The organism is Shewanella sp. (genome assembly GCF_048265805.1).
GTDB lineage: Bacteria > Pseudomonadota > Gammaproteobacteria > Enterobacterales > Shewanellaceae > Shewanella.
In genome coordinates, this window is sequence record NZ_JBLXAT010000035.1 from 1 (window position 1) to 20,828 (window position 20,828).

At 47.3% G+C, this 20,828-nt stretch carries 25 protein-coding genes; 15 read left to right on the forward strand and 10 right to left on the reverse strand.

The features are described from left to right. The first annotated feature begins 146 nt into the window (after positions 1 to 146). From ACN0TT_RS17995 to ACN0TT_RS18005, 3 genes are all read left to right on the forward strand, one after another. Complete coding sequence (locus ACN0TT_RS17995) at positions 147 to 968, forward strand: DUF3530 family protein (RefSeq protein WP_417763527.1); 822 nt, start codon at positions 147 to 149, stop codon at positions 966 to 968. Positions 969 to 1,115: 147 nt separating this feature from the next. Continuing rightward, the gene (locus ACN0TT_RS18000) at positions 1,116 to 2,111 is read left to right on the forward strand and encodes a response regulator (protein ID WP_417763528.1); all 996 of its coding nucleotides are present in this window, start codon (positions 1,116 to 1,118) and stop codon (positions 2,109 to 2,111) included. 22 nt (positions 2,112 to 2,133) lie between these two features. Beyond that, entirely contained in the window at positions 2,134 to 3,099 is a 966-nt protein-coding gene (locus ACN0TT_RS18005; protein WP_417763529.1) for a diguanylate cyclase, read from the forward strand. A gap of 89 nt (positions 3,100 to 3,188) precedes the next feature. On the opposite strand, the gene murA is transcribed toward ACN0TT_RS18005, so the two are convergent. The 7 genes from murA to mlaF are packed head-to-tail and all read right to left on the reverse strand — an operon-like array spanning position 3,189 to position 7,779. Then, entirely contained in the window at positions 3,189 to 4,451 is a 1,263-nt protein-coding gene (gene murA / locus ACN0TT_RS18010) for a UDP-N-acetylglucosamine 1-carboxyvinyltransferase (protein ID WP_417763530.1), read from the reverse strand. Positions 4,452 to 4,460: 9 nt separating this feature from the next. Continuing rightward, a complete protein-coding gene (locus ACN0TT_RS18015; protein WP_417763531.1) occupies positions 4,461 to 4,718 on the reverse strand; it encodes a BolA family protein in 258 nt (85 codons plus the stop codon). Between the two features lie 22 nt (positions 4,719 to 4,740). Next, positions 4,741 to 5,013, reverse strand: coding sequence for an STAS domain-containing protein (locus ACN0TT_RS18020; RefSeq protein ID WP_417763532.1), 273 nt, complete (start codon positions 5,011 to 5,013; stop codon positions 4,741 to 4,743). Continuing rightward, positions 5,013 to 5,672, reverse strand: coding sequence for an MlaC/ttg2D family ABC transporter substrate-binding protein (locus ACN0TT_RS18025; protein WP_417763533.1), 660 nt, complete (start codon positions 5,670 to 5,672; stop codon positions 5,013 to 5,015). Before ACN0TT_RS18025 ends, ACN0TT_RS18020 begins: the two co-directional genes overlap by 1 nt. Positions 5,673 to 5,683: 11 nt before the next feature. Further along, positions 5,684 to 6,151: an outer membrane lipid asymmetry maintenance protein MlaD gene (gene mlaD / locus ACN0TT_RS18030; protein ID WP_417763534.1), complete on the reverse strand. Its 468-nt coding sequence runs from the start codon at positions 6,149 to 6,151 to the stop codon at positions 5,684 to 5,686. 46 nt (positions 6,152 to 6,197) lie between these two features. Continuing rightward, positions 6,198 to 6,980 (reverse strand): lipid asymmetry maintenance ABC transporter permease subunit MlaE, encoded by a 783-nt coding sequence (gene mlaE / locus ACN0TT_RS18035; protein ID WP_417763535.1) that lies wholly within the window; start codon positions 6,978 to 6,980, stop codon positions 6,198 to 6,200. After that, a complete protein-coding gene (gene mlaF, locus ACN0TT_RS18040) occupies positions 6,967 to 7,779 on the reverse strand; it encodes a phospholipid ABC transporter ATP-binding protein MlaF (RefSeq protein WP_417763536.1) in 813 nt (270 codons plus the stop codon). The genes mlaE and mlaF overlap by 14 nt, the downstream gene beginning before the upstream one ends. A gap of 668 nt (positions 7,780 to 8,447) precedes the next feature. On the opposite strand from mlaF, the gene ACN0TT_RS18045 reads away from it, so the two are divergent. From ACN0TT_RS18045 to ACN0TT_RS18090, 10 genes are all read left to right on the forward strand, one after another. Next, positions 8,448 to 9,425 (forward strand): KpsF/GutQ family sugar-phosphate isomerase, encoded by a 978-nt coding sequence (locus ACN0TT_RS18045; RefSeq protein ID WP_417763537.1) that lies wholly within the window; start codon positions 8,448 to 8,450, stop codon positions 9,423 to 9,425. Further along, positions 9,422 to 9,976 carry a 3-deoxy-manno-octulosonate-8-phosphatase KdsC gene (gene kdsC, locus ACN0TT_RS18050; RefSeq protein WP_417763538.1) on the forward strand — a complete coding sequence of 185 codons (555 nt, stop codon included), beginning with the start codon at positions 9,422 to 9,424 and terminating at the stop codon, positions 9,974 to 9,976. The genes ACN0TT_RS18045 and kdsC overlap by 4 nt, the downstream gene beginning before the upstream one ends. Beyond that, complete coding sequence (lptC, locus tag ACN0TT_RS18055) at positions 9,973 to 10,533, forward strand: LPS export ABC transporter periplasmic protein LptC (RefSeq protein WP_417763539.1); 561 nt, start codon at positions 9,973 to 9,975, stop codon at positions 10,531 to 10,533. Before kdsC ends, lptC begins: the two co-directional genes overlap by 4 nt. Then, positions 10,520 to 11,056, forward strand: a complete 537-nt coding sequence (gene lptA / locus ACN0TT_RS18060) for a lipopolysaccharide transport periplasmic protein LptA (RefSeq protein WP_417763540.1) — start codon at positions 10,520 to 10,522, stop codon at positions 11,054 to 11,056. Before lptC ends, lptA begins: the two co-directional genes overlap by 14 nt. Then, complete coding sequence (gene lptB / locus ACN0TT_RS18065) at positions 11,053 to 11,781, forward strand: LPS export ABC transporter ATP-binding protein (protein WP_417763541.1); 729 nt, start codon at positions 11,053 to 11,055, stop codon at positions 11,779 to 11,781. Before lptA ends, lptB begins: the two co-directional genes overlap by 4 nt. Before the next feature lie 89 nt (positions 11,782 to 11,870). Continuing rightward, positions 11,871 to 13,355 carry an RNA polymerase factor sigma-54 gene (locus tag ACN0TT_RS18070; protein ID WP_417763542.1) on the forward strand — a complete coding sequence of 495 codons (1,485 nt, stop codon included), beginning with the start codon at positions 11,871 to 11,873 and terminating at the stop codon, positions 13,353 to 13,355. Positions 13,356 to 13,379: 24 nt separating this feature from the next. Further along, the gene (locus tag ACN0TT_RS18075) at positions 13,380 to 13,676 is read left to right on the forward strand and encodes a hypothetical protein (protein ID WP_417763543.1); all 297 of its coding nucleotides are present in this window, start codon (positions 13,380 to 13,382) and stop codon (positions 13,674 to 13,676) included. After that, complete coding sequence (gene ptsN / locus ACN0TT_RS18080) at positions 13,666 to 14,109, forward strand: PTS IIA-like nitrogen regulatory protein PtsN (protein ID WP_417763544.1); 444 nt, start codon at positions 13,666 to 13,668, stop codon at positions 14,107 to 14,109. Before ACN0TT_RS18075 ends, ptsN begins: the two co-directional genes overlap by 11 nt. After that, on the forward strand, positions 14,106 to 14,963 hold the full coding sequence (gene rapZ / locus ACN0TT_RS18085; RefSeq protein ID WP_417763545.1) for an RNase adapter RapZ: 858 nt from the start codon (positions 14,106 to 14,108) through the stop codon (positions 14,961 to 14,963). The genes ptsN and rapZ overlap by 4 nt, the downstream gene beginning before the upstream one ends. Continuing rightward, positions 14,947 to 15,225 carry an HPr family phosphocarrier protein gene (locus ACN0TT_RS18090; RefSeq protein ID WP_417763546.1) on the forward strand — a complete coding sequence of 93 codons (279 nt, stop codon included), beginning with the start codon at positions 14,947 to 14,949 and terminating at the stop codon, positions 15,223 to 15,225. Before rapZ ends, ACN0TT_RS18090 begins: the two co-directional genes overlap by 17 nt. 56 nt (positions 15,226 to 15,281) lie before the next feature. On the opposite strand, the gene ACN0TT_RS18095 is transcribed toward ACN0TT_RS18090, so the two are convergent. Next, entirely contained in the window at positions 15,282 to 15,902 is a 621-nt protein-coding gene (locus ACN0TT_RS18095) for an OmpA family protein (protein ID WP_417763556.1), read from the reverse strand. Between the two features lie 548 nt (positions 15,903 to 16,450). On the opposite strand from ACN0TT_RS18095, the gene ACN0TT_RS18100 reads away from it, so the two are divergent. After that, on the forward strand, positions 16,451 to 16,651 hold the full coding sequence (locus ACN0TT_RS18100; RefSeq protein WP_417763547.1) for a hypothetical protein: 201 nt from the start codon (positions 16,451 to 16,453) through the stop codon (positions 16,649 to 16,651). 461 nt (positions 16,652 to 17,112) lie between these two features. Here the strand turns inward: ACN0TT_RS18100 and mnmD are convergent, their stop codons facing one another. After that, positions 17,113 to 17,895 (reverse strand): tRNA (5-methylaminomethyl-2-thiouridine)(34)-methyltransferase MnmD, encoded by a 783-nt coding sequence (gene mnmD / locus ACN0TT_RS18105; protein WP_417763548.1) that lies wholly within the window; start codon positions 17,893 to 17,895, stop codon positions 17,113 to 17,115. A 1,345-nt stretch (positions 17,896 to 19,240) separates the two neighbouring features. Here mnmD and ACN0TT_RS18110 point away from each other — a divergent pair. Further along, positions 19,241 to 19,708, forward strand: coding sequence for a chemotaxis protein CheX (locus ACN0TT_RS18110; RefSeq protein ID WP_417763549.1), 468 nt, complete (start codon positions 19,241 to 19,243; stop codon positions 19,706 to 19,708). A gap of 3 nt (positions 19,709 to 19,711) precedes the next feature. Here ACN0TT_RS18110 and alr read toward each other — a convergent pair whose 3' ends face one another. Continuing rightward, a complete protein-coding gene (alr, locus tag ACN0TT_RS18115; protein ID WP_417763550.1) occupies positions 19,712 to 20,788 on the reverse strand; it encodes an alanine racemase in 1,077 nt (358 codons plus the stop codon). Positions 20,789 to 20,828 lie beyond the last annotated feature (40 nt).

The window sequence follows — 20,828 nt, forward strand, 5'->3', positions numbered from 1 at the left end:
AGTTGACTAAGCGTCGCTGGTCTCGCCTCGTTCATAACGCGTTTAATTTGAACAAAAATTAAACACTAAAGATAAACTGCCCCTAGCCATTTAAATTTAGCCAACAGTTTCTATAATGAGCAGATTAACTATTGGAGTGTGACTCAATGAGATATTGGCTGGCCCTATTATTATTTGGTTGCTGTTCTGTGCTGGCGCAGAACCGTGCCGTGGGCGAAGCCAAACAACAAACCATTGATGTACAAGGCCAACAGGTCGAAGTGCTCAGTCAGTCATGGCAAGGCAGACAACATCATGGGGCGGTTATTTTACTGCCATCATTAGGACAATCGGCAGAAGCGCCGGGGCTTATTGCTTACCTACGTGATGAACTGCCCATTCACGGTTGGGCCACCTTTAGCATTGCTCCACCAGCCCTGCCCGCACCGATCAATTTCACCACCAAAGCAGAAGATGTCAGCAAAGCAGGCGATGGCACAGTACAAAACCGCGGCAGTGAGCCATCCGCCCAACGCAGTGACGATGAATGGCAACAACTGCGCCAATCGCAGCAGCTGTACCTTGGTGATGCCATCAAACAAGTCACGCCGTTAATGCAGCAATATCCCGGTGGTTGGGTATTAGTGACCGAAGACCAGACTGCTGCGTTGGTCATGGAGATGATTGCGCAACGGCAGCTCACCATGCCCAATCTGTTAGTTGTGGTTAACCCCTATTCCGCCGATCCCGCTCATAACCGCCAGTTAGCTGATAACTACGGCCTGTTTGCTATGCCAGTGCTCGATCTGCAATCGCCTGATGGCGCGCCCGCCTCATTAGCCACCCAAGCACAACGGCAATTAAAGTTGAGCGAACAGGTCGCTCGCCGCTCACGCCAACAACAATTAGCGCTCAATTTGTCACAACCCACCGCTTACGCGGAATGCCTCAGCATTATTAGAGGTATGTCTGTTGCCGCACTGCGCTAACACATATGTTTGATTAACATCTGCTTAATTAATCTGCGAACGACTAATGTTTTATATTTAGACACCGCATAGGTCTGATTTTGTTCTTATACTTAGGGGCGCAACTATCTACCTCCGGTGAAAACCCCAAATGGAGATGCAGCTTCTATGACCATTCCGGTGCTTATATGTGACGACTCCGCGCTGGCACGTAAACAGATGGCCCGCACACTACCCAAAGAGTGGGATGTGGACATTACGTATGCCACCAACGGTGCTGAAGGGTTGGAAGCGATTAAAGCCGGCAAAGGCGAGATAGTTTTCCTTGATCTCAATATGCCCGTGATGGACGGGTACGACGTACTGCGCCATATTCAGCAAGACGATTTACCTGCCATGGTGATTGTGGTTTCCGGCGATATTCAGATCCAAGCGCACCAACGTGTAAAAGCCCTTGGCGCACTCGATTTTATTCAAAAACCCGTCAGCGCTGACGCCATCACTAACATTCTCGAAGAGTACGGCATTCTTACGCTAGCGCTAAGAGACGCTGAGCCGGAAGTCGATAATCCGATGATTAAGGTCGATCTGCGCGACGCCTGCCAAGAGGTCGCAAACGTGGCGATGGGACGGGCCGCAGATCTCCTGTCTAAACTGCTGGATGTGTTTGTGCTGCTGCCAATCCCCAACGTCAATGTGTTGGAAGTCAGTGAACTCACCATGGCGCTAAAAGCCACTGAGGCGGATGCTAAAGTCTCCGCCTTATGTCAGGGGTTTATTGGTGCCGGTATTGCGGGAGAAGCGTTACTGCTATTTCACGATAGCAGCTTTGCCGACATGGCTAAGCTGATGAACATGAACGATACGGCAAATACCGAAATTGAAGTGATGATGGATACCGGCAACGTGCTTATTGGCGCGTTTCTCAACGGTATTTCCGAACAGTTAGATATGCATTTCAGCCAGTCCCATCCGGTAGTGCTGGGGCGTCACTGCACCGTCAATGATCTGATCCACGACAACTCCGACCGTTGGAGCCGCACCTTGGCGATGGAGATCAACTACCAGATTGAAGGCCACAATGTGCAGTGCGATCTATTACTGCTATTTACCGAAGACTCCATGCCGACACTGGAGTTCAAACTAGGCTATTTGATGGACTAACGGCGGCGGAGAACTCATAAGTATGCCAAACGATCTGGACGCAATGAATGAACTACACTGGCTCATAGATATGGTGCAAACCATTGAAGTAGGATTAGTGGTGCTTGACCGTAATTTCAATATCCAGCTGTGGAACGGTTTTATGGAAAACCACAGCGGCGTATCCCCCAATGACATCAAAGGCGATAACCTGTTTGAACGCTTTCCGGCGCTGCCAGAGCAGTGGCTGAAGCAAAAGATGGAGTCGGTGTTTCTCCTCAAGAACCAAGCCTTCATCAGTTGGGAGCAGCGGCCATATGTGTTCAAATTTAAAAACTATCGGCCGATTACCGGCCGTGCCGAGTTTATGTATCAAAACATCACGCTGCTGCCGTTAGCTTCGCTCACCGGACAGATTAGCCACATCAGTATGATTGTGTACGATGTAACCGACATGGCGATTAATAAGATGCAGTTGGAAGCGGTTGGCGACAAACTGCAACAGCATAACCAAACCGATGCGTTAACCTTGCTACTAAATCGTCGTCACTGGTTACAGCAAGTACAAAGCCATTATGAGCAATTTGGCCGCTATCATGAGCCAGTATCAATGATGATGCTCAATCTTGATCACCTCAAACAGTTGAATGAAAGCAAAGGTCATATCGCCGGAGATCGCGCCATTCAGCAAGTGGCGCACATTCTGAAAAAACATCTGCGTGACACCGATATCGGTGGCCGCTTTGGTGGCGAAACCTTAGGGGTGCTTCTGAGCCAAACCGATGCGGCTGAAGCGATAGCCCAAGCGGAGCTGATCCGACGCGATGTGGAACAAGCGTCATTTAGCTATAACAACCAAAGCATCAAGGTCACGGTGAGCATTGGCATATATCAGCTCGATGATGAAGTAAACTCGCCCGATAAGTGGTTAGATAAGGTGGATGAAGCGTTAGCGCTGGCCAAAGTCTCCGGCAGAAACTGTGTGAAGACATTGCCAGCACAGTCGTAACACACCAGCCACCGGAGTAGCCAGTAGATAGGCAACAAAAAACCACTCGAGCGAGTGGTTTTTCATTTTAAGATTGCTTATGTCTGCGCTTATTCGCTGATACGGGTGACTTTGCCACCTAAACCGCTGAACTTAGCTTCAATGTGCTCATAGCCACGGTCGAGGTGATAGATGCGGTCAACCACGGTCACACCTTCAGCCATTAGGCCGGCAATCACCAAACTCGCAGATGCACGTAGATCGGTCGCCATCACCTGTGCGCCATTGAGGTAATCTTTACCATGGATGATACACGTGTTGCCTTCCAGCTCCATGTTAGCGCCCATACGGATCAGTTCCGGCACATGCATAAAACGGTTTTCAAAAATCGTTTCGGTAATGCGTGCAGTACCTGACGCTAACGCATTAAGTACACAGAATTGCGCCTGCATGTCGGTAGGGAAGCCTGGATAAGGTTGGGTCTTGATGCTGATAGCTTTCGGCTGTTGCCCCTGCATATCTAGCTCAATCCAATCATTACCAACGGTAATGTGCGCGCCCGCTTCTTCTAACTTGACCAGTACGGCATCAAGCGAGGCAGGATCGGCATCTAAGCAACGAATACGCCCGCGAGTCACCGCCGCAGCCACCAAGAATGAGCCCGTTTCAATACGGTCTGGCATCACGCGGTAACGGCAGCCATGCAGCTTTTCAACCCCTTGGATTTTCAAGGTGGCAGTGCCAATCCCTTGGATCTTAGCGCCCATCGCCACTAAGCAATTGGCGAGATCAACCACTTCAGGTTCACGAGCGGCGTTCTCAATCACGGTCTCGCCTTCGGCCAATACTGCTGCCATCAGCAAGTTTTCGGTAGCGCCAACGCTGACCATGTCCATCAGAATATGTGCGCCTTGTAAGCGGCCATCAATACGCGCTTTGACGTAGCCTTCTTTCACCTCAATCTTGGCACCCATCAACTCTAAACCATGTAGGTGCAAGTTGACTGGACGTGCGCCAATGGCGCAGCCGCCAGGCAAAGACACATCAGCTTTACCAAAGCGGGCCAACAGCGGGCCTAAGATCAAAATGGATGCGCGCATGGTTTTAACCAGCTCATACGGCGCACAAAACTCATTGATACTACTGGCATCAATGGCAACGTTACCTTGACCGTCGGCGTCAACGTTAGCGCCGAGGCAGCTGATCAGCTTACATGAAGTCGTTACATCACGCAGATTGGGAACATTGGATAACAGGAAGGGCTCATCGGTGAGCACGCCTGCCATTAAGATAGGCAATGCGGCATTTTTGGCGCCAGAAATCACAACACTACCGGCGAGCGCGCCGCTCGCCTGGATTGATAACTTATCCACAAACGCTCCCTATACGGGCATGTTAAAGATTTTTTCTCGCTGCCACTGTGCAGGAGTAAATGTTTTGATACTCAGTGCGTGCAATTCACCACCGGTAATGCGATCCATGAGCGGTGCATAGATAGCTTGTTGTTGCTTAATTCTGCTCATGCCATCAAAGTACTCACCAACAGCAACAATTTTAAAATGGGTACCTTCCACCGTGACATAAACTTCGGTGAGGTTTAGCGCCTGCTGCAGCAGTTGTTCGATCTCTTTGGTATCCATTGAGTTAACCTTACTCACGATATCATTCTGTAAAAAAGGCTTCTAAATCGTATAAAGAAACCAGCTTTCTTACCTGTATTGAGGGCGCTTTCAACACCAGCTCTCCATTGGCTTGGCTCAGCAGCTCCATTAAAAACGCCATCCCGGCGCTGTCGACATACTCAAGTGCGCTTAAGTCGAGCACTTGCGTATTGTCCGCTATTAAGCTGCTGCGCTTAGACCACAGGCGTTTTACATCCTCTTGGCCCAAGCGTCCACTGATAAGACAAGTCGTTCCTTGTGACTCAACTTGCATTACAGTGCATCCTTACCTTTGGGTCCGTTGACATCAACCGACGCATTGGCTTTCTCTTTCAGCATAGTAATCACTTCATCAATGCCTTTGGCACGGATCAGTGAAGCGATCTCGGTCTGTTTTGAACTCAGCAAGCTGATACCTTCAGCCACTAAGTCAAACGCTTTCCATGTGTCGTCTTTCATACGACGTACTTTAAACAACAGCTTAATCGGCGGACGGCCATTTTCCACAATTTGCACTGGCACATCTACAATCTTTTCACCACTAAAGTCAGTGGCACGGCCAAATTCCACTTTTTGGTTAGTGTATTCAGTAAACGCCTGCGCATAAGTAGAAACTAAATAGCCTTCGAACGCATCGCTAAATGCATCTCGCTGCTCTTTAGATGTTTCACGCAGATAAGTACCCAACACTTTATATGAGGCATAGCGGCCATCGATGTATGGCATCAGCTCTTCACTCACAATCACTTTGAGGTGGTTGGGATCTTTATCAATCAACGCCTTATCTTTTTCAAAGCGGGCGAAGGTTTGATCCGCTACCGCTTTGATCATCGCGTATGGGTCTTTATAGTCTTGATGGGCAGTGGCCGCCATGGCTTGCGAACCCAAGGTTGCGGCGATGGACAACATCACAGCATAGATAAATTTTTTCATGTTGTGCTCTCCTACTTATCCTTACTGCTATATAGGAACTGGCCAATGAGGTCTTCCAGCACCATAGCGGAATGGGTATCGGCAATACGATCGCCGTCTTTTAAAATCTCAATCCCATCATCCATAAAGCCTGGGGTCAGGCCAATGTATTGCTCACCCAGCAAACCAGAAGTCAGCACTGCCACTGAACTGGTTTCTGGAAAATCGGCGTATTTCTTATCCATGCTGAGCGTAACCACCGGTGCCAATTTCTTAGCATCCAAGTTAATCGCACTTACACGACCAACGACCACACCGCCGACTTTGACGGGCGAACGTACTTTCAGCCCACCAATATTGGTAAATTCTGCGGTTAGGGTATAGGTGTCACTATTGGTACTCACATCTACGTTAGCCACTTTGTAAACCAAAGTTAAAAACGCTAACAAGCCAGCCAGTAAGAACACGCCTACCAGTAACTCAATCTTTTTCGTCACCATAATTCGTTACCAATCACTTATCTTTATCAAATATGATCGCACATGCTTAACCAAACATGATGGCGGTCAACAGGAAATCCAAAGCCAACACGGCCAAACTTGATTGCACCACGGTTTGCGTGGTGGCACGACTAATACCTTCAGGATTAGGTACTAAGTGATAACCGCGGTACAAGGCAATCCACGTTACCACCCAAGCAAATACCACACTCTTAATCAAACAGTTAACAATATCTTGGCGCCATTCAACAGCCGCTTGCAGAATTGACCAGAACGCACCTTCATCAATACCTTTCCAAGATACGCCGACCAGATAACCGCCATATATACCGACAGCGACAAACATCACCGACAGCAGCGGCATACTGATCAATCCAGCCCAAAAGCGCGGCGCAATCACTTGACGTAGTGGATCCACCGCCATCATTTCGAGACTAGATAACTGTTCGGTACTTTTCATCAAACCCAGTTCGGCGGTCAATGCTGACCCCGCACGGCCGGCAAACAACAACGCCGTGACTACAGGGCCGAGTTCACGCAATAGACTCAGCGCCACCAATGGGCCAAGACTCTGCTCAGTACCGAAATCGACCAAGATGGTGTAGCCCTGTAACGCCAGCACCATACCGATAAATAAGCCGGAAACGATCACAATCACCATCGACTGCACACCCACGACATAGATCTGCTTGATCAGCAGTGGTGTGCCTTTTTTAAATCGAGGCAGATGCAGTAACGCTCCCCATAACATAATGCCAGCGCGGCCTAACCCAAGCACTATACCAATCGCTCGAGCGCCTAACGCAGCAATAGAATCAACTATGCTCACCCAAAAGCTCCTTCTTATACTCTGCTGCTGGGAAGTGGAATGGCACTGGCCCATCTGGCTCGCCATCAATAAACTGGCGGAGCTGGGGATTGTCAGATTGCCGTAGTTCAGCAGGTGTGCCATGGGCAATGATCTTCTGCTCAGCAATCACATATACATAATCTGCAATGCTAAGCACTTCAGCCACATCATGCGATACCACCACGGAAGTCAATGACAAGGCATCAGACAACTCTTTAATCAGTTTCACCAAAACCCCCATCGAGATAGGGTCTTGTCCGGTAAAAGGTTCGTCGTACATGACCATTTCAGGCTCAAGTGCAATGGCACGCGCCAAGGCTGCTCGACGTTGCATACCACCAGAAAGTTCGCCCGGCATAAGCTGTGCCGCACCACGCAACCCCACCGCTTCAAGTTTCATCAGCACAATACGGCGAATGATCTCTTCCGGTAAACCTGAGTGCTCTCGTAGCGCAAAGGCTATGTTGTCAAACACGTTCATGTCCGTGAATAACGCGCCACTTTGAAACAGCATACTCATACGCTTACGTGCTTCAAACAGGGCATTACGGCTTAATTTATGGATATTCTGTCCATCAAACAGCACTTCACCTTTATCTGGATACAGCTGTCCGCCGATTAACTTCAGTAGTGTCGTTTTCCCAATCCCGCTCGGCCCCATAATGGCAGTCACTTTGCCTTTAGGGATCTTGAGGCTAATGTCCTCGTAGATCACCCTCGAGCCACGACTGAAGCGGAGATTGTTGATTTCGACCAATGTGGTCTGTTCTTGGTTCATGTCTGAATCCGTTAGAAAATCCTGAACAGGAATTTGAATGTAGATGCCACCTGTCCTGTGGGCAAGTGGAGGATGATTCCAGTCCCTTCATCCCAATTTTAGCTGCATGCTAGCAACCGATTTCTGAACTCTGACTGAATCACTAAAATAGCAACTCGCAAGCTCATTTGTGGGGATTGAATTGTACGCAATTCAGTTGGTCTAAACAACCGCCACACCAAGGCATCGTAACTCTTTTCATTTGCAGCAAATGCAGCGACAATGCGCAATACTTTTTGAAAAATCGATTCAAAACAAGCGTAGCGATTTGTCTTCTATCGCAGATTAAAAGATAAACCATCGCCATTTCAACTTGAAAAATCGATAATAATCATGGAATTAATAATTAATTACTCATGATTACTGCTAATCATTTAGCAACCAAAGATACGCTATTGGCGTGACGAGAGTGCACTGAAGCACTTTTGCCAAATTGTCGCGCCAAAGATAGATTAGGAAGCAAAAAACACCTCATTGTGCCATGTGTTGCAATAATCTATGGGGAGTGCAACCCAAAGCCAATGACGTGAACCACGACCAAAGATAAGATTTAACGTCCCGTCAGCCAGCTTAAATCGCCTAACAAATGGTGTTCGACGGTACGAAAACGACTTAATACGAGAAACACTATGACAGATGCTAGTCAGTTGCGTCAGTGGGGGCGCAAAGTTATCGACATCGAAAAACAGGCACTCGATCACCTGTACCAATTTGTCGATTCCACCGAATTTGCCCAAGCTTGCCAGATGATACTGGACTGCTCAGGTAAAGTAATCGTCATGGGAATGGGTAAGTCAGGCCATATCGGTAATAAGATCTCTGCCACGCTTTCCAGCACCGGCACGCCAGCATTCTTTGTCCACCCAGGCGAAGCCAGCCATGGTGACTTGGGAGTATTAAGCCCTAACGATATCGTGCTAACGATTTCTAACTCAGGTGAATCCCATGAGATCCTCACCTTGATGCCCGTGCTCAAACGCCAAGGTATTCCCGTGATAGCCATGACAGGCAATCCAGAATCCACCATGGCTAAACACTCGCAACTGCATCTGTGCATTCATGTAGAAGAGGAAGCCTGCCCTCTCGGACTCGCACCAACATCGAGCACCACGGCAACGCTGGTGATGGGTGACGCGCTAGCTATTGCGCTACTGCAAGCCAAAGGCTTTACCAAAGATGACTTTGCCATGTCTCATCCGGGGGGCGCGCTGGGCCGTAAACTGTTACTTAAAGTCAGTGACATTATGCATAAAGGCGACGATACACCGATTGTGCGCGACAACATCACCATTACCGAAGCCTTGTACGAAATCTCCCGTAAAGGATTGGGGATGACCGCTATTGTCGACGCCAACAATCTGCTCGTTGGCATTTTTACAGACGGTGATTTACGTCGAGTGATTGATGCGGAAGTGAATTTACGCCAAACCTGTATTGCCGATGTGATGACACGCAAATGTACTGCCGTGAGTGAAAACATTCTGGCGGCAGAAGCACTGAAAATCATGGATGACCGTAATATCAACGGACTAATCGTCGTCGATAAACAGCAGCACCCGATTGGTGCACTCAACATGCTTGATCTAGTGAATGCGGGGGTGATGTGAGTCAGTATCAAAGTTTTTATGGCGAAATCAGTGCCGATGTGTGGCACAAAGCGCAACAGATCAAACTGCTTATTTGCGATGTTGATGGCGTGTTTTCTGATGGCCGCATCTACATGGGAAATGACGGTGAAGAGCTAAAGACATTCCATACGCGCGATGGTTATGGCGTTAAAGCGTTGCTGTCGAGCAATATTCAAGTTGCCGTCATCACTGGTCGCCAATCTAATATTGTCGAACGTCGCATGATCGCATTGGGTATTACGCATATCTATCAAGGCATTGATGATAAGCTAGTGCCATTTAAACATCTGCTTGATACCTATCAACTCAGCGCAGAACAAGTCGCTTATATTGGTGATGATATGGTAGACCTGCCGGTGATGCAGCAAGTAGGTTTAGGAGTATGTGTGGCTGATGGTCACCCCGTCGTCAAACAACAGGCTGATTTTGTCACCTCACTCAATGGCGGTTATGGGGCAGTACGTGAACTCGCTGACCTACTATTATTGAGCCAAGATCTGTTGCAGCAAGCCCACGGAATGAGTGTATGAACCGAGTAACCATCGCTATTATTGCGTTTTTTACTGCCGCGCTAGTGCTTTACTGGCAGGTGCAGAGTAAACGCAATACCCAGCTACCGCGGATTGTCAGCACAGAAGAGCGGCCAGATTACACCGCATCAAATCTGAAAAGTGTCAGCTTTGATGAAAATGGCAAAATGGCAACTCGTGTATCGGCGAAGCATATGGCACATTATGCCAAAGATGATGTCACCCTATTTACTGAGCCTGTGTACCACATCTTCCCCAATAACAGTAAGGCCGAATGGAAAATGACGGCGGTTGAGGGGCGTTTAAACCGCACAGATCATAAGGTGGTGTTGCAAAAAGATGTTATTATCGACGCCATTACCCCAGATGACCCGATCCAGTCGCTATCGACCAAGTATCTCGAACTTGATCTGACCACGATGATCATGACATCAAAAGAGCAAATAGATATCACTGGAAGTGGTTTTTATACATCAGGCATTGGGCTTTATGCCGATTTAAACGCCCAACAAGTGAAACTGTTGAGCGACATTAAAGGTACCTATGAGAGCAAATAAATTTTTTCTGGCGGCCCTCCTCGGCACAACCTGTTTTATGACCACCGCTGCTGAGGTTAATCTGCAGCAAGAGGTAAAGATCGCAGCCAAGAACTGGTTTGCCGATATTAAAAATCGTCGTGTTGTTTATGAGGGACCGGTGCTGGTCACTCAGGGACAGATGCGTCTTAACGCCGATGAATTAAGTGCATCTTCACCATCGAAAGAAGAAGATCGTATATTGATTGCCAAAGGCAATCCCGCTACCTTCAAGCAGAAACAGGAAGATGGCACAGTCACCACTGCCAGCGCGCAAGAGATCCACTTTAATATTAACCAACGTTTGCTCACGCTCATCGGCACCGCCAAGGTTGAGCAAAATGGCAGTATGAACTCTGCTGATAAAATCGTTTACGATCTGAACAAGCAACAATACCGCGCCTTCAGTAACGAAAACGAACAAGTGACGACGGTGATCCGCCCTGATAACTTACCGAAACAGCCAACGACGAAAAAACAAGATGCTGATCCGGAGCAACCATGAGCAACGTTTTAACAGCCCAAAATCTCGCCAAGAGCTATAAAAAACGTACTGTCGTCAAGGATGTCAGCCTTCAAGTTAATACAGGCCAAATTGTTGGCCTACTGGGTCCCAATGGCGCGGGAAAAACCACCACCTTTTATATGGTGGTGGGGTTGGTACAAAGTGAGCGTGGCAAAATCTTCATTGATGATGATGATTTGACGTTAGATCCGATGCACCTGCGCGCCCGCAAAGGCATTGGTTATCTGCCACAAGAGGCGAGTATTTTCCGCAAATTGTCGGTGTGCGATAACATCATGGCCGTACTGCAAGTACGCAAAGATATCAATTCACAAGAACGCGAAGAGATCCTTGAGCAACTGCTAGAAGAGTTTCACATTACTCATATTCGCGACAGTCTCGGCATGGCACTATCGGGGGGTGAACGCCGCCGCGTTGAAATTGCTCGAGCCTTAGCAGCTAATCCCAAATTTATCCTGTTAGATGAGCCATTTGCTGGTGTTGACCCCATTTCGGTTATCGACATCAAAAAAATCATCGAACAGCTAAAATCTCGGGGTCTTGGCGTATTGATTACTGACCACAATGTGCGCGAAACGCTTGATGTATGTGAGCATGCTTATATTGTGAGCCACGGCGAGTTAATTGCCGAAGGTACTCCGGCGGAGATCCTCGATAATCAACAAGTGCGAGCAGTGTACTTAGGGGAACAATTCAGGCTATAGTAGGCGCTGGGGAGCAAAAACATTTTGTAAAACAATCAACTCTGTTGGACGGTTTACATTAAGCATTAATTTTAGGGACAAGCGGTTACATGAAAGCGTCACTTCAGCTCAAGCTGGGTCAGCAACTCACCATGACACCTCAATTACAGCAAGCCATTCGTTTGCTGCAGTTGTCATCCCTAGAATTACAGCAAGAAATTCAGCAGGCATTGGAAGCTAACCCAATGCTGGAAGTCGCCGAAGATAGCGATTCAATTGAAGATAATCATCTCGATGAACTCACGTCTGCCAACGCCACAGACAGTGACGATGATGGCCAACGCGATGAACAGCCCGACAGCTCCTCAGTAGAAACAGGCGATGCACTCAACAGCCAAGAGCTGCCTGAAGAGCTGCCAATGGATACCACCTGGGATGAAGTGTTTACCGCTGCGCCCACATCCGGTTCTGGCGCGATGCGCGATGATGACATGCCATTTCAGGGCGAGACCAGCGAAGGCCTGCATGAACACCTAGAGTGGCAAAAAAACCTCACACCATTTTCTGAAACCGATGAAGCGATTGCCACCGCGATTATTGAAGCGATTGACGAGCGCGGGTATTTGACTCAATCGGTGGAAGACATTGTTGAAGCGCTGGGCATTGAAGATCTGGAGATCGACGAAGTCGAAGCGGTACTGAAACGAATTCAACACTTTGATCCGGTCGGTATTGCGGCTCGGGATCTACGTGAATGCTTATTGATCCAATTGGCACAATTTGCGCCCGACACCGTGCACTTAGCTAACGCCAAAATGCTGATCGGTGAATACCTCGAGCTAATCGCCGCTAAAGATTACCGCACACTGATGCGCAAAACGCGGTTGAAAGAAGATGAGTTGCGTGACGCGATCAATTTGATTCAAACACTCAATCCGCGCCCAGGTTTACTCATTAATGAGTCGGAAGATGAGTATGTCATCCCTGATGTATCAGTGTGGAAGAAAAATGGCCGCTGGGTTGTCGAACTCAACCCAGATTGCATGCCTAAACTGAGTATCAACCAGCAATACGCCACCATGGTGCGCAGCGTACGTAGCCAATCCGATAGCCAGTTTATTCGCGGCCATCTGCAGGAAGCAAAGTGGTTTATTAAAAGCTTAGAAAGCCGTAATGACACATTGCTAAAAGTCGCTAACTGCATCGTACAGTTCCAACAAGGCTTCTTTGAATATGGCGAAGAAGCGATGAAACCTATGGTGTTGAATGACATTGCCGAAGCGGTTGAGATGCACGAATCGACCATTTCTCGAGTGACTACACAGAAGTACATGCACACACCACGGGGTATTTTTGAGCTGAAGTATTTCTTCTCTAGCCATGTGGGCACAGATGATGGCGGCGAGTGTTCGTCTACCGCTATTCGCGCCTTTATCAAAAAACTGGTGGCCGCGGAAAATCCAAAGAAACCTCTCAGCGATAGCAAGATGGCACAACTGCTTGCAGAACAAGGAATTAATGTCGCTAGGCGAACTATTGCTAAGTACCGTGAAGCCATGTTAATTCCGCCATCCAACCAACGTAAAAGCCTATAATTTAGGCGCAAAGCGAGGGCAAAAATGTCATCCGTCACAAGGTGTTATCCACTCGCTAACGTTGATTCATTGCGCGACTACTTCGTCGCGCAACTCGCAAAACTTGAACGCTATTTCGAACAGATCCATAATGTCGCCATCGTATCGATTGTTGAGAGACGACTAAAGACTGCAAAAACTCAGCGCCGCTTAATGTATGGCCAAGTCGATGCATTAATTCAACATGACGATACGTACGCCACCATTGGCTCCCAAGTGATTACGCTTGAGTGTCAGGTCCTCAAACCCAAAAAGCTGACTTATATTAACGATGGAACTTAGTACCATCCTGCGGCCGGAATGTACCACCTGTGCCACTCCGGGCAGTAAGAAAAAGGTACTGGAGCTCATCAGCGATCTCGCAGCAGCCCAGTATCCCAACCTATCCTCTCAAGCCATTTTCGAAAGTTTATTGGCGCGGGAGCGAATGGGTAGTACAGGAATTGGCAATGGCATAGCCATCCCCCACGGACGTATCGAGAGCATCGACACGCCAGTAGCTGTGTTAATTAAGTGCGATGAAGCTATTGCATTTGACGCCATTGATAACCAACCCGTTGATATTCTGTTTGCGCTGATTGTGCCTGCCGACCAATGTCAGCAGCATTTAAGCACGCTTTCAGCGATGGCTGAGAAGCTAAGTGATAAACAGATCCTTAAACAGTTGCGTAAAGCCGCTGATGAACATGAACTCTATCAGGTGATCACCGCATGAAATTAGCCATAGTTTCCGGACGCTCAGGTTCAGGCAAATCCGTTGCACTGAGGGTGCTGGAAGATATGGGTTATTACTGCGTCGACAATCTGCCACTGCAGATGATCGGCGCACTGCTAGAAAACCTGCGAGGTAGCAACGAGTTAGTTGCTATCAGTGTTGATGTACGCAATCTGCCTAACCAAGATAAACTGCTAGAAAGCCAACTTGCTAAACTGCCCACCAATACTGAAGTCATCAGTTTCTTTCTGAACGCCTCTGACAAGGTGTTACTCAAGCGCTATAGCGAAACTCGTCGACTTCACCCGCTCTCTAAGCAAAATATCACACTAAAAGAAGCCATCGACGAAGAGGGCAAACGGCTAGAACCGATCTCTCGGTTAATGGATCATTACCTCGACACCTCTACCCTTAATATCTATGAATTGAGCGATATGGTGCGAGAAATATTGCTGGGCACGGCAACTAAAGAGTTAGTGATCAATGTTGAGTCCTTCGGCTTTAAACATGGTTTGCCTGCCGAAGCAGATTTCGTGTTTGATGTAAGATTTTTACCCAACCCACATTGGGAAGTGAGCCTCCGTCCTTACACCGGCCTTGATGAGCCAGTTCAAGAGTTTTTGTCACGTCAGCCCTTAGTCAACAAACTCATCTGGCAGATTGAAAACTTGATTGAAACTTGGCTTCCTCATCTCGAACGTAACAACCGCAGCTACTTAACTATTGCCATCGGCTGTACTGGTGGGCAACACCGCTCAGTGTATGTGGCCGAACAGTTGGCACAGCGCTTCAGCCATGGTAGATATCGCGTTCAAGCGAAGCACAGAGAGCTCCAACGTGACACAAAAAATTGAGCGCGAAGTTACCATCATCAATAAATTGGGATTACACGCCCGTGCGGCGACTAAGCTGGCTATGTTAGCCAACGCTTTCGATGCCAACGTCACCATAGTTCAGGGCAGTAAAAAAGCCTCAGCTGGCAGTGTATTAGGTTTACTGATGCTAGAAACGGGAATGGGGAAGACCATTAAGTTGGTGGCTGAAGGTACCGAAGCAGAAGCCGCATTGAATGCGATCTGTGAATTGGTCAACGCTCGTTTCGATGAAGCCAATTAACTACGGTTGTTAATGGAAGTTGGACTCACTGTTAGTGAGCCCAACGTCGCTAGCGCTTATTGCGGTAATGGAGTAAGAATAATCTCTACGCGGCGGTTCTGCGCGCGACCTTGCTCATTATTGTTTGACGCAATTGGCTGACTTTCGCCAGCACCATTGGTCACAATACGCTGGCCATTCACACCTTGTGAAATAAGATAACTTCCCACTGCTGATGCCCTCACCTGCGACAAACGCATATTGTAAGATGCACTGCCCGTACTATCGGTGTGACCAATAATATTGAGCTTGGTTTTTGCATATTCATTAACCACCAGCGCCACGCTATCTAGCACAGTTTGTGCTTTACCACTCAAAGAAGAGCTATCGACACCAAAAGTGAGTTCATTGGGCATATTCAACACAATATTGTCACCGCTACGGGTGACACTCACACCAGTCGCATCTAATTTTTGCCGCAGTTTCGCTTCCTGCACATCCATGTAATAACCGATACCACCGCCTACGGCAGCGCCTGAGGCAGCGCCAATCAATGCACCTTTACCACGGTCATGTTTGCTTGAGGTCGCTACCCCAATCACCGCTCCAGCAACGGCACCAATGGCAGCGCCAGAAGCAGCTTTCGCCGTTTGATCTTCTTTCGTGTACGGGTTGACTGTCGTACAACCTGATGCCATCACAGCTATCACCGATACTGCGAGTAATTTTGTTGAAAATGTCACGACACTATCTCCTTTTAATTGCTTATTCAGTGCCTTGTTAGGACCAACTAATAAGCAAAGTATATAGGGCACTCACTAACGGACAAATCACTTTCATTAGCTAAACACAATAGATTCAGTCACCATTCAGTTGCCCTTATATTATAGCGAGGCAGGTAATGTTGACCTGTGCATCTGCCGCCTCGCTGTGCCCCATATTATCGCGAGTGGCTGCACCAATTTGGTTCGCCATGCACATCGATGGCACTCATCTCAATTACGCTATTTTTACTACGATCTCGTTACCGTATGTTTTTAATGGGAAAAAATAAACATTAAAAATTGGCACGCTTCTTACATATATAAATGTGAAACCACTTCGGCAAGGAGGAATGAATGAAACATCTATTCGGATTCTTGAGAGATTGTCGGCAGTGTTGGAGCGAGCTTCAACACTTGGGTGTTAGCCAGTGGGACGTAGATTAGTCGCTCTGATGTTTTGGGCAATGTAACGGGAGACAGATATGACAGACATGAGTATCAAATCTAAAGCGCTAAGCGACATCTCCTTGGGCAAATTACATTTCGATGTGGCAAGACAATATGGTCTGCCAACCAAAACACTTTTTATGTGGACTGCTGAACAAAAATCCGCCGCACATAATATACAAGAGCATGGTTTCGCCGCATTGATGACCTCGCTAAAACGCTTGGTATCGATGTAGCAACGTTTTAGGCAAGATTAAACTGAACCTTGTGTTATCGCCCCCAACGATAGATGAAAGTGTGCTCCCCAAATTCGCGCTTCTCTACGTTTAATCTTGTCATTTTTATACGATGCCTTCGGTAGGACACTGAGGCAAGGTTGAGCAGAGATTGACTCAACCAGTTTTACGACTTGAGTGGGCTAAACACCTTGTTATCGCCCCCAACGATGGAAAATGTGCTGAAAATAATAACAATGCGCTACTTCTAAGTTCACTTAGGTCGGTTTTTATTTAAAGGAATATCAATACGGTGACGAGGATGTTGCCGAAAACAAGGAAGCGAAAGGAAGGAAAAGCAGCAGATCACATGCTAGGCAAAGATTAACAATAAAAGTGATCTGCTGAAGTTTCGACAGAGGTGGGCAAGTCATTTAAATCGCCCCCACGATATAAATGAGCCCGACAACAATAATAAATAGTTACATTCGTTTGTCCATCTCTGTCATTTTATTCTGTGTAAATTCCCCACAAAATTGTGACTCCCCACTCAAAACAGTAGCAATATCAGCAGTATTCGGTTTCCAAGCTCTGGTCATTTCTCGCTTTCCTAACGCGCCAGGGTGCGCTTTCACCGTAAAACCTGCCGCTTTCAAGTTTCGCTTGAACTGACCATTAGCACAGTACGAAACCAACAGGCCACTAGGCTTCAGCAAGGCAAAACACTTCATGAGATTACTTAAGCCCCATACTTCGGGCTGTTTATTTGGTGCAAAAGCATCAAAATAGATCAGATCGAAGCTAGCGGCTGATGCGATATAACGCTCCAATGTGCTATTAACCTTAGTTAAGATAAAGCCAGCTTGCAGTTGTGTAGGTTGCTCCCATTCTGCCTGATGGATCTGCTGAAATAGTGGTGCATACACGCTTGGTAAGATTGCGGGATAGTTGAGACGCGCGATGAGCTGATTGTCAATAGGAAACGGCTCTAATGATACGTAGCTAATATCCGGTAGTGCTTCTGCAAGTTGTCTTTGGCAGATATGCCCTAAGGTCATTAGCGCATTTAACCCCGTCCCAAAGCCAACTTCCAGAATTGAGAACGTCTTCGAGCAATTGGGTAGCTGCGCATCGAAGCCACTGCGAATAAACACATATTCGGACTCCGCGATGGCGCCATTATTCGAGTGGTAAGTTTCGTTAAGTTCTACATTGTACAAAGTGTGCGAACCGTCATCAGTCAATTGTAGCGAGACAGTATCCATGAGCAGACCAATCTTCCATTGTTAACAACTTCACTCGCCATACTACGCCGGTAACAATGGAATTTTTTTGCGCGGCGCAGGTTTTTCGATAAGGGATTGCAAATCACTATCATGAAATAGCGTTTGCCAACATACACAAGCGTAACACGCTCACTATCAAGGTGAAGTTCAAGTTCCGCTACACCAGAAATCACACAGTTTGGCGCCAACTGTGGCATGAAGAACCAGACATCTAGACCGTTTAAACTCTCGAGGAAGGAAAGCAAGGCGCTAACGCATAGAGAAGCGCACTTATTATCTGAAATCGGTCCTTACAAGCCAATATTTTTGCCACAAATAGTAGATAGTGCAAAGTGATAGTCTGCGATGCGAATACCCGCCTAATCACTCATTGTGAGCGACTTCCCCCTACCACAGCAGCAATGCAAAAAGTCGTCTAGAGAAGTAGCGGCGATTCACCACTCAACATACCCATTCCAATGAATTGACGGTAGCAAGGTCATCCTACTTATGGATATTTTACTAACTCCGCACCGCACCGCACCGCACCGCACCGCACCGCACCGCACCGCACCGCACCGGCAAAATGTAATACAATTACATTTTTCATCAACAACTACGATAAATGTAATTAAATCACATGAGAAACTGCCATAAAAAACCAATACCTAGGTAAGATATAGCGATTTTTAAAATAAAACATTTACAGTTCATATACTTATGTAAAAACATTCATTTCTGTAATTTTTTTACATTAAAATATTGCTGTAGCGCACAAATATGCCTATAATTAGCGCAACAAAAGAAATTAACTTTCAACCAAAGGAGAACATTATGGTATACGGTGCCCAAAACTACGCCTACCTGTACTATGAACGTCCAGCTCGTAAGGCAGTAAAATCAACTAAAGCTGTTGCCACTAACAACAAAGTAGCAACTGAGAATAAACCTCAACATGTGCCAGCATTTGCAACAAATAACGTTGCGACTTGCTAGAAAAAATTAAGGAGAACATCATGGTTTACGGTATGCAAAACTACTATCACTTGTACTTGCAAAACGCTCGTAAAAAACCTGCAAAAACAAACAGTAAATAATATCCATCCTTTCAGGTATCACCTGTCAGAGCATTCAATGCTTTCCCCGTTCAGGGGCCACACGCAAGTTTTCCACCTCCCCCAATAGCGAATATTCAAGCCAATTAACGTCTAAGCATCGCTTAGCTACAGCTATCTTGTGTTGCTGTAAAAAACATTCCTCGCTATCTCACACTATCAATAACACTGAACTAAGCTAGTTAGACGCCCGTTAGATTATTACTTAATGAGACAAGGTGTCGTCGCTTATGAATGTAGAATTTATTAACCCTTTTCTTAGTGCGCTATTGAACGTCACTACCACAATGGCCAGTCTAAAACTTACCCCTGGCAAGCCACAGCTGAAGACGGATCACTATGCCAAAGGGGATGTTTCGGGGCTGATGGGCATGGTTGGTGCGCAGACCAGAGGCTCGATGTCGATAACGTTCGAGAAGGGCTTAATATTAGAAATAATGCAAAAAATGCTGGGAGAGAATCCTGGTACCATTAATGAAGAGGTGTCGGATTTAGTGGGCGAGCTCACCAATATGGTAACTGGTGGCGCGAAAAAGCTGTTATCAGAGAAGGGCTACGAATTCGATATGGCAACACCTGCGGTAGTATCTGGGCCAGGCCATACCATCTCACATAAAGCAAACGGCAAAAAAATTATTGTGCCGTTTGCTTCGCCATACGGTATGGCTTACATCGAAATCTGCTTTGAAAAAGCTTAGTAATTATTCGAGACAGACCGCCACACGCGGAGTAAGTTTGGTCACTAGCTCATAAGAGATAGTGCCAATCTTTTCCGCCACCTCTTCCACTGGCAGTTCACGCCCCCATAGTACCGCACTGTCCCCTACGCGATCTTGCGCATTAGGGCCAAGATCAACGGTTAGCATGTCCATAGAAACATGCCCGACCACAGGCACCTTACGGCCGTTGATAAATACCGGAGTGCCTGCGGGCGCATTACGAGGATAGCCATCACCATAACCAATGGCGACTACGCCCAAGGTGGTATCACGTTCCGCCGTCCAATAACCACCATAGCCCACCGGATCGCCGGCTTTGTGTGGTCTAACAGCGATGAGCTCCGACACTAATGTCATCGCAGGTATCAGGCCATGTTTCGGGCCGTTATCGCCATTAACTGGTGATACGCCGTAAAGCGCGATTCCCGGTCTCACCCACTCTTTTTGGCTCTCAGGCCAAAACAATACACCGGCGGAGTTTGCCAATGTCCGCTCTCCGGGGAGTTCACGTACTAGGCGCTCAAAAATGCTCAGTTGCTGCAGCGTATGCGGTTGCTCTGGTTCATCTGCACGAGCGAAATGACTCATGAAATTAACAGGTTTAGCGACATTCGCGCAGCGGTTTAAACGCTCATAAACCTCGGCAAACTGCGCAGGGGAGAAACCTAAACGGTGCATGCCACTGTCTATTTTCATCCACACGGTTACCGGTTCGGTAAGCTCCGCTTGCTCCAACATCTCAATCTGAAACTGGTGATGTACCACGGTATCAATGTGATGTTCAACCAACAAAGGTAAATCTTCTGCTCTAAAAAAACCTTCTAACAACAAAAGCTTGGCATTAACTCCACCATTACGCAGTTGCAATGCTTCTTCTAAACGCGCGAGTCCAAAGCCGTCGGCATCACTGACACATTGGGCCACATTAAGTAGGCCATGACCGTACCCATTAGCTTTAACAACAGCCATTATTTTACTGTGGGGAGCAACTTCACGAAGACGCGTCAGGTTGTGCTGTAGTGCCTGGCGGCTGATTTCAGCTCTTGGAAAAGGTTTCAATTTATCCCTTCATTACATACTAATAAGTGCGGCCATGCCG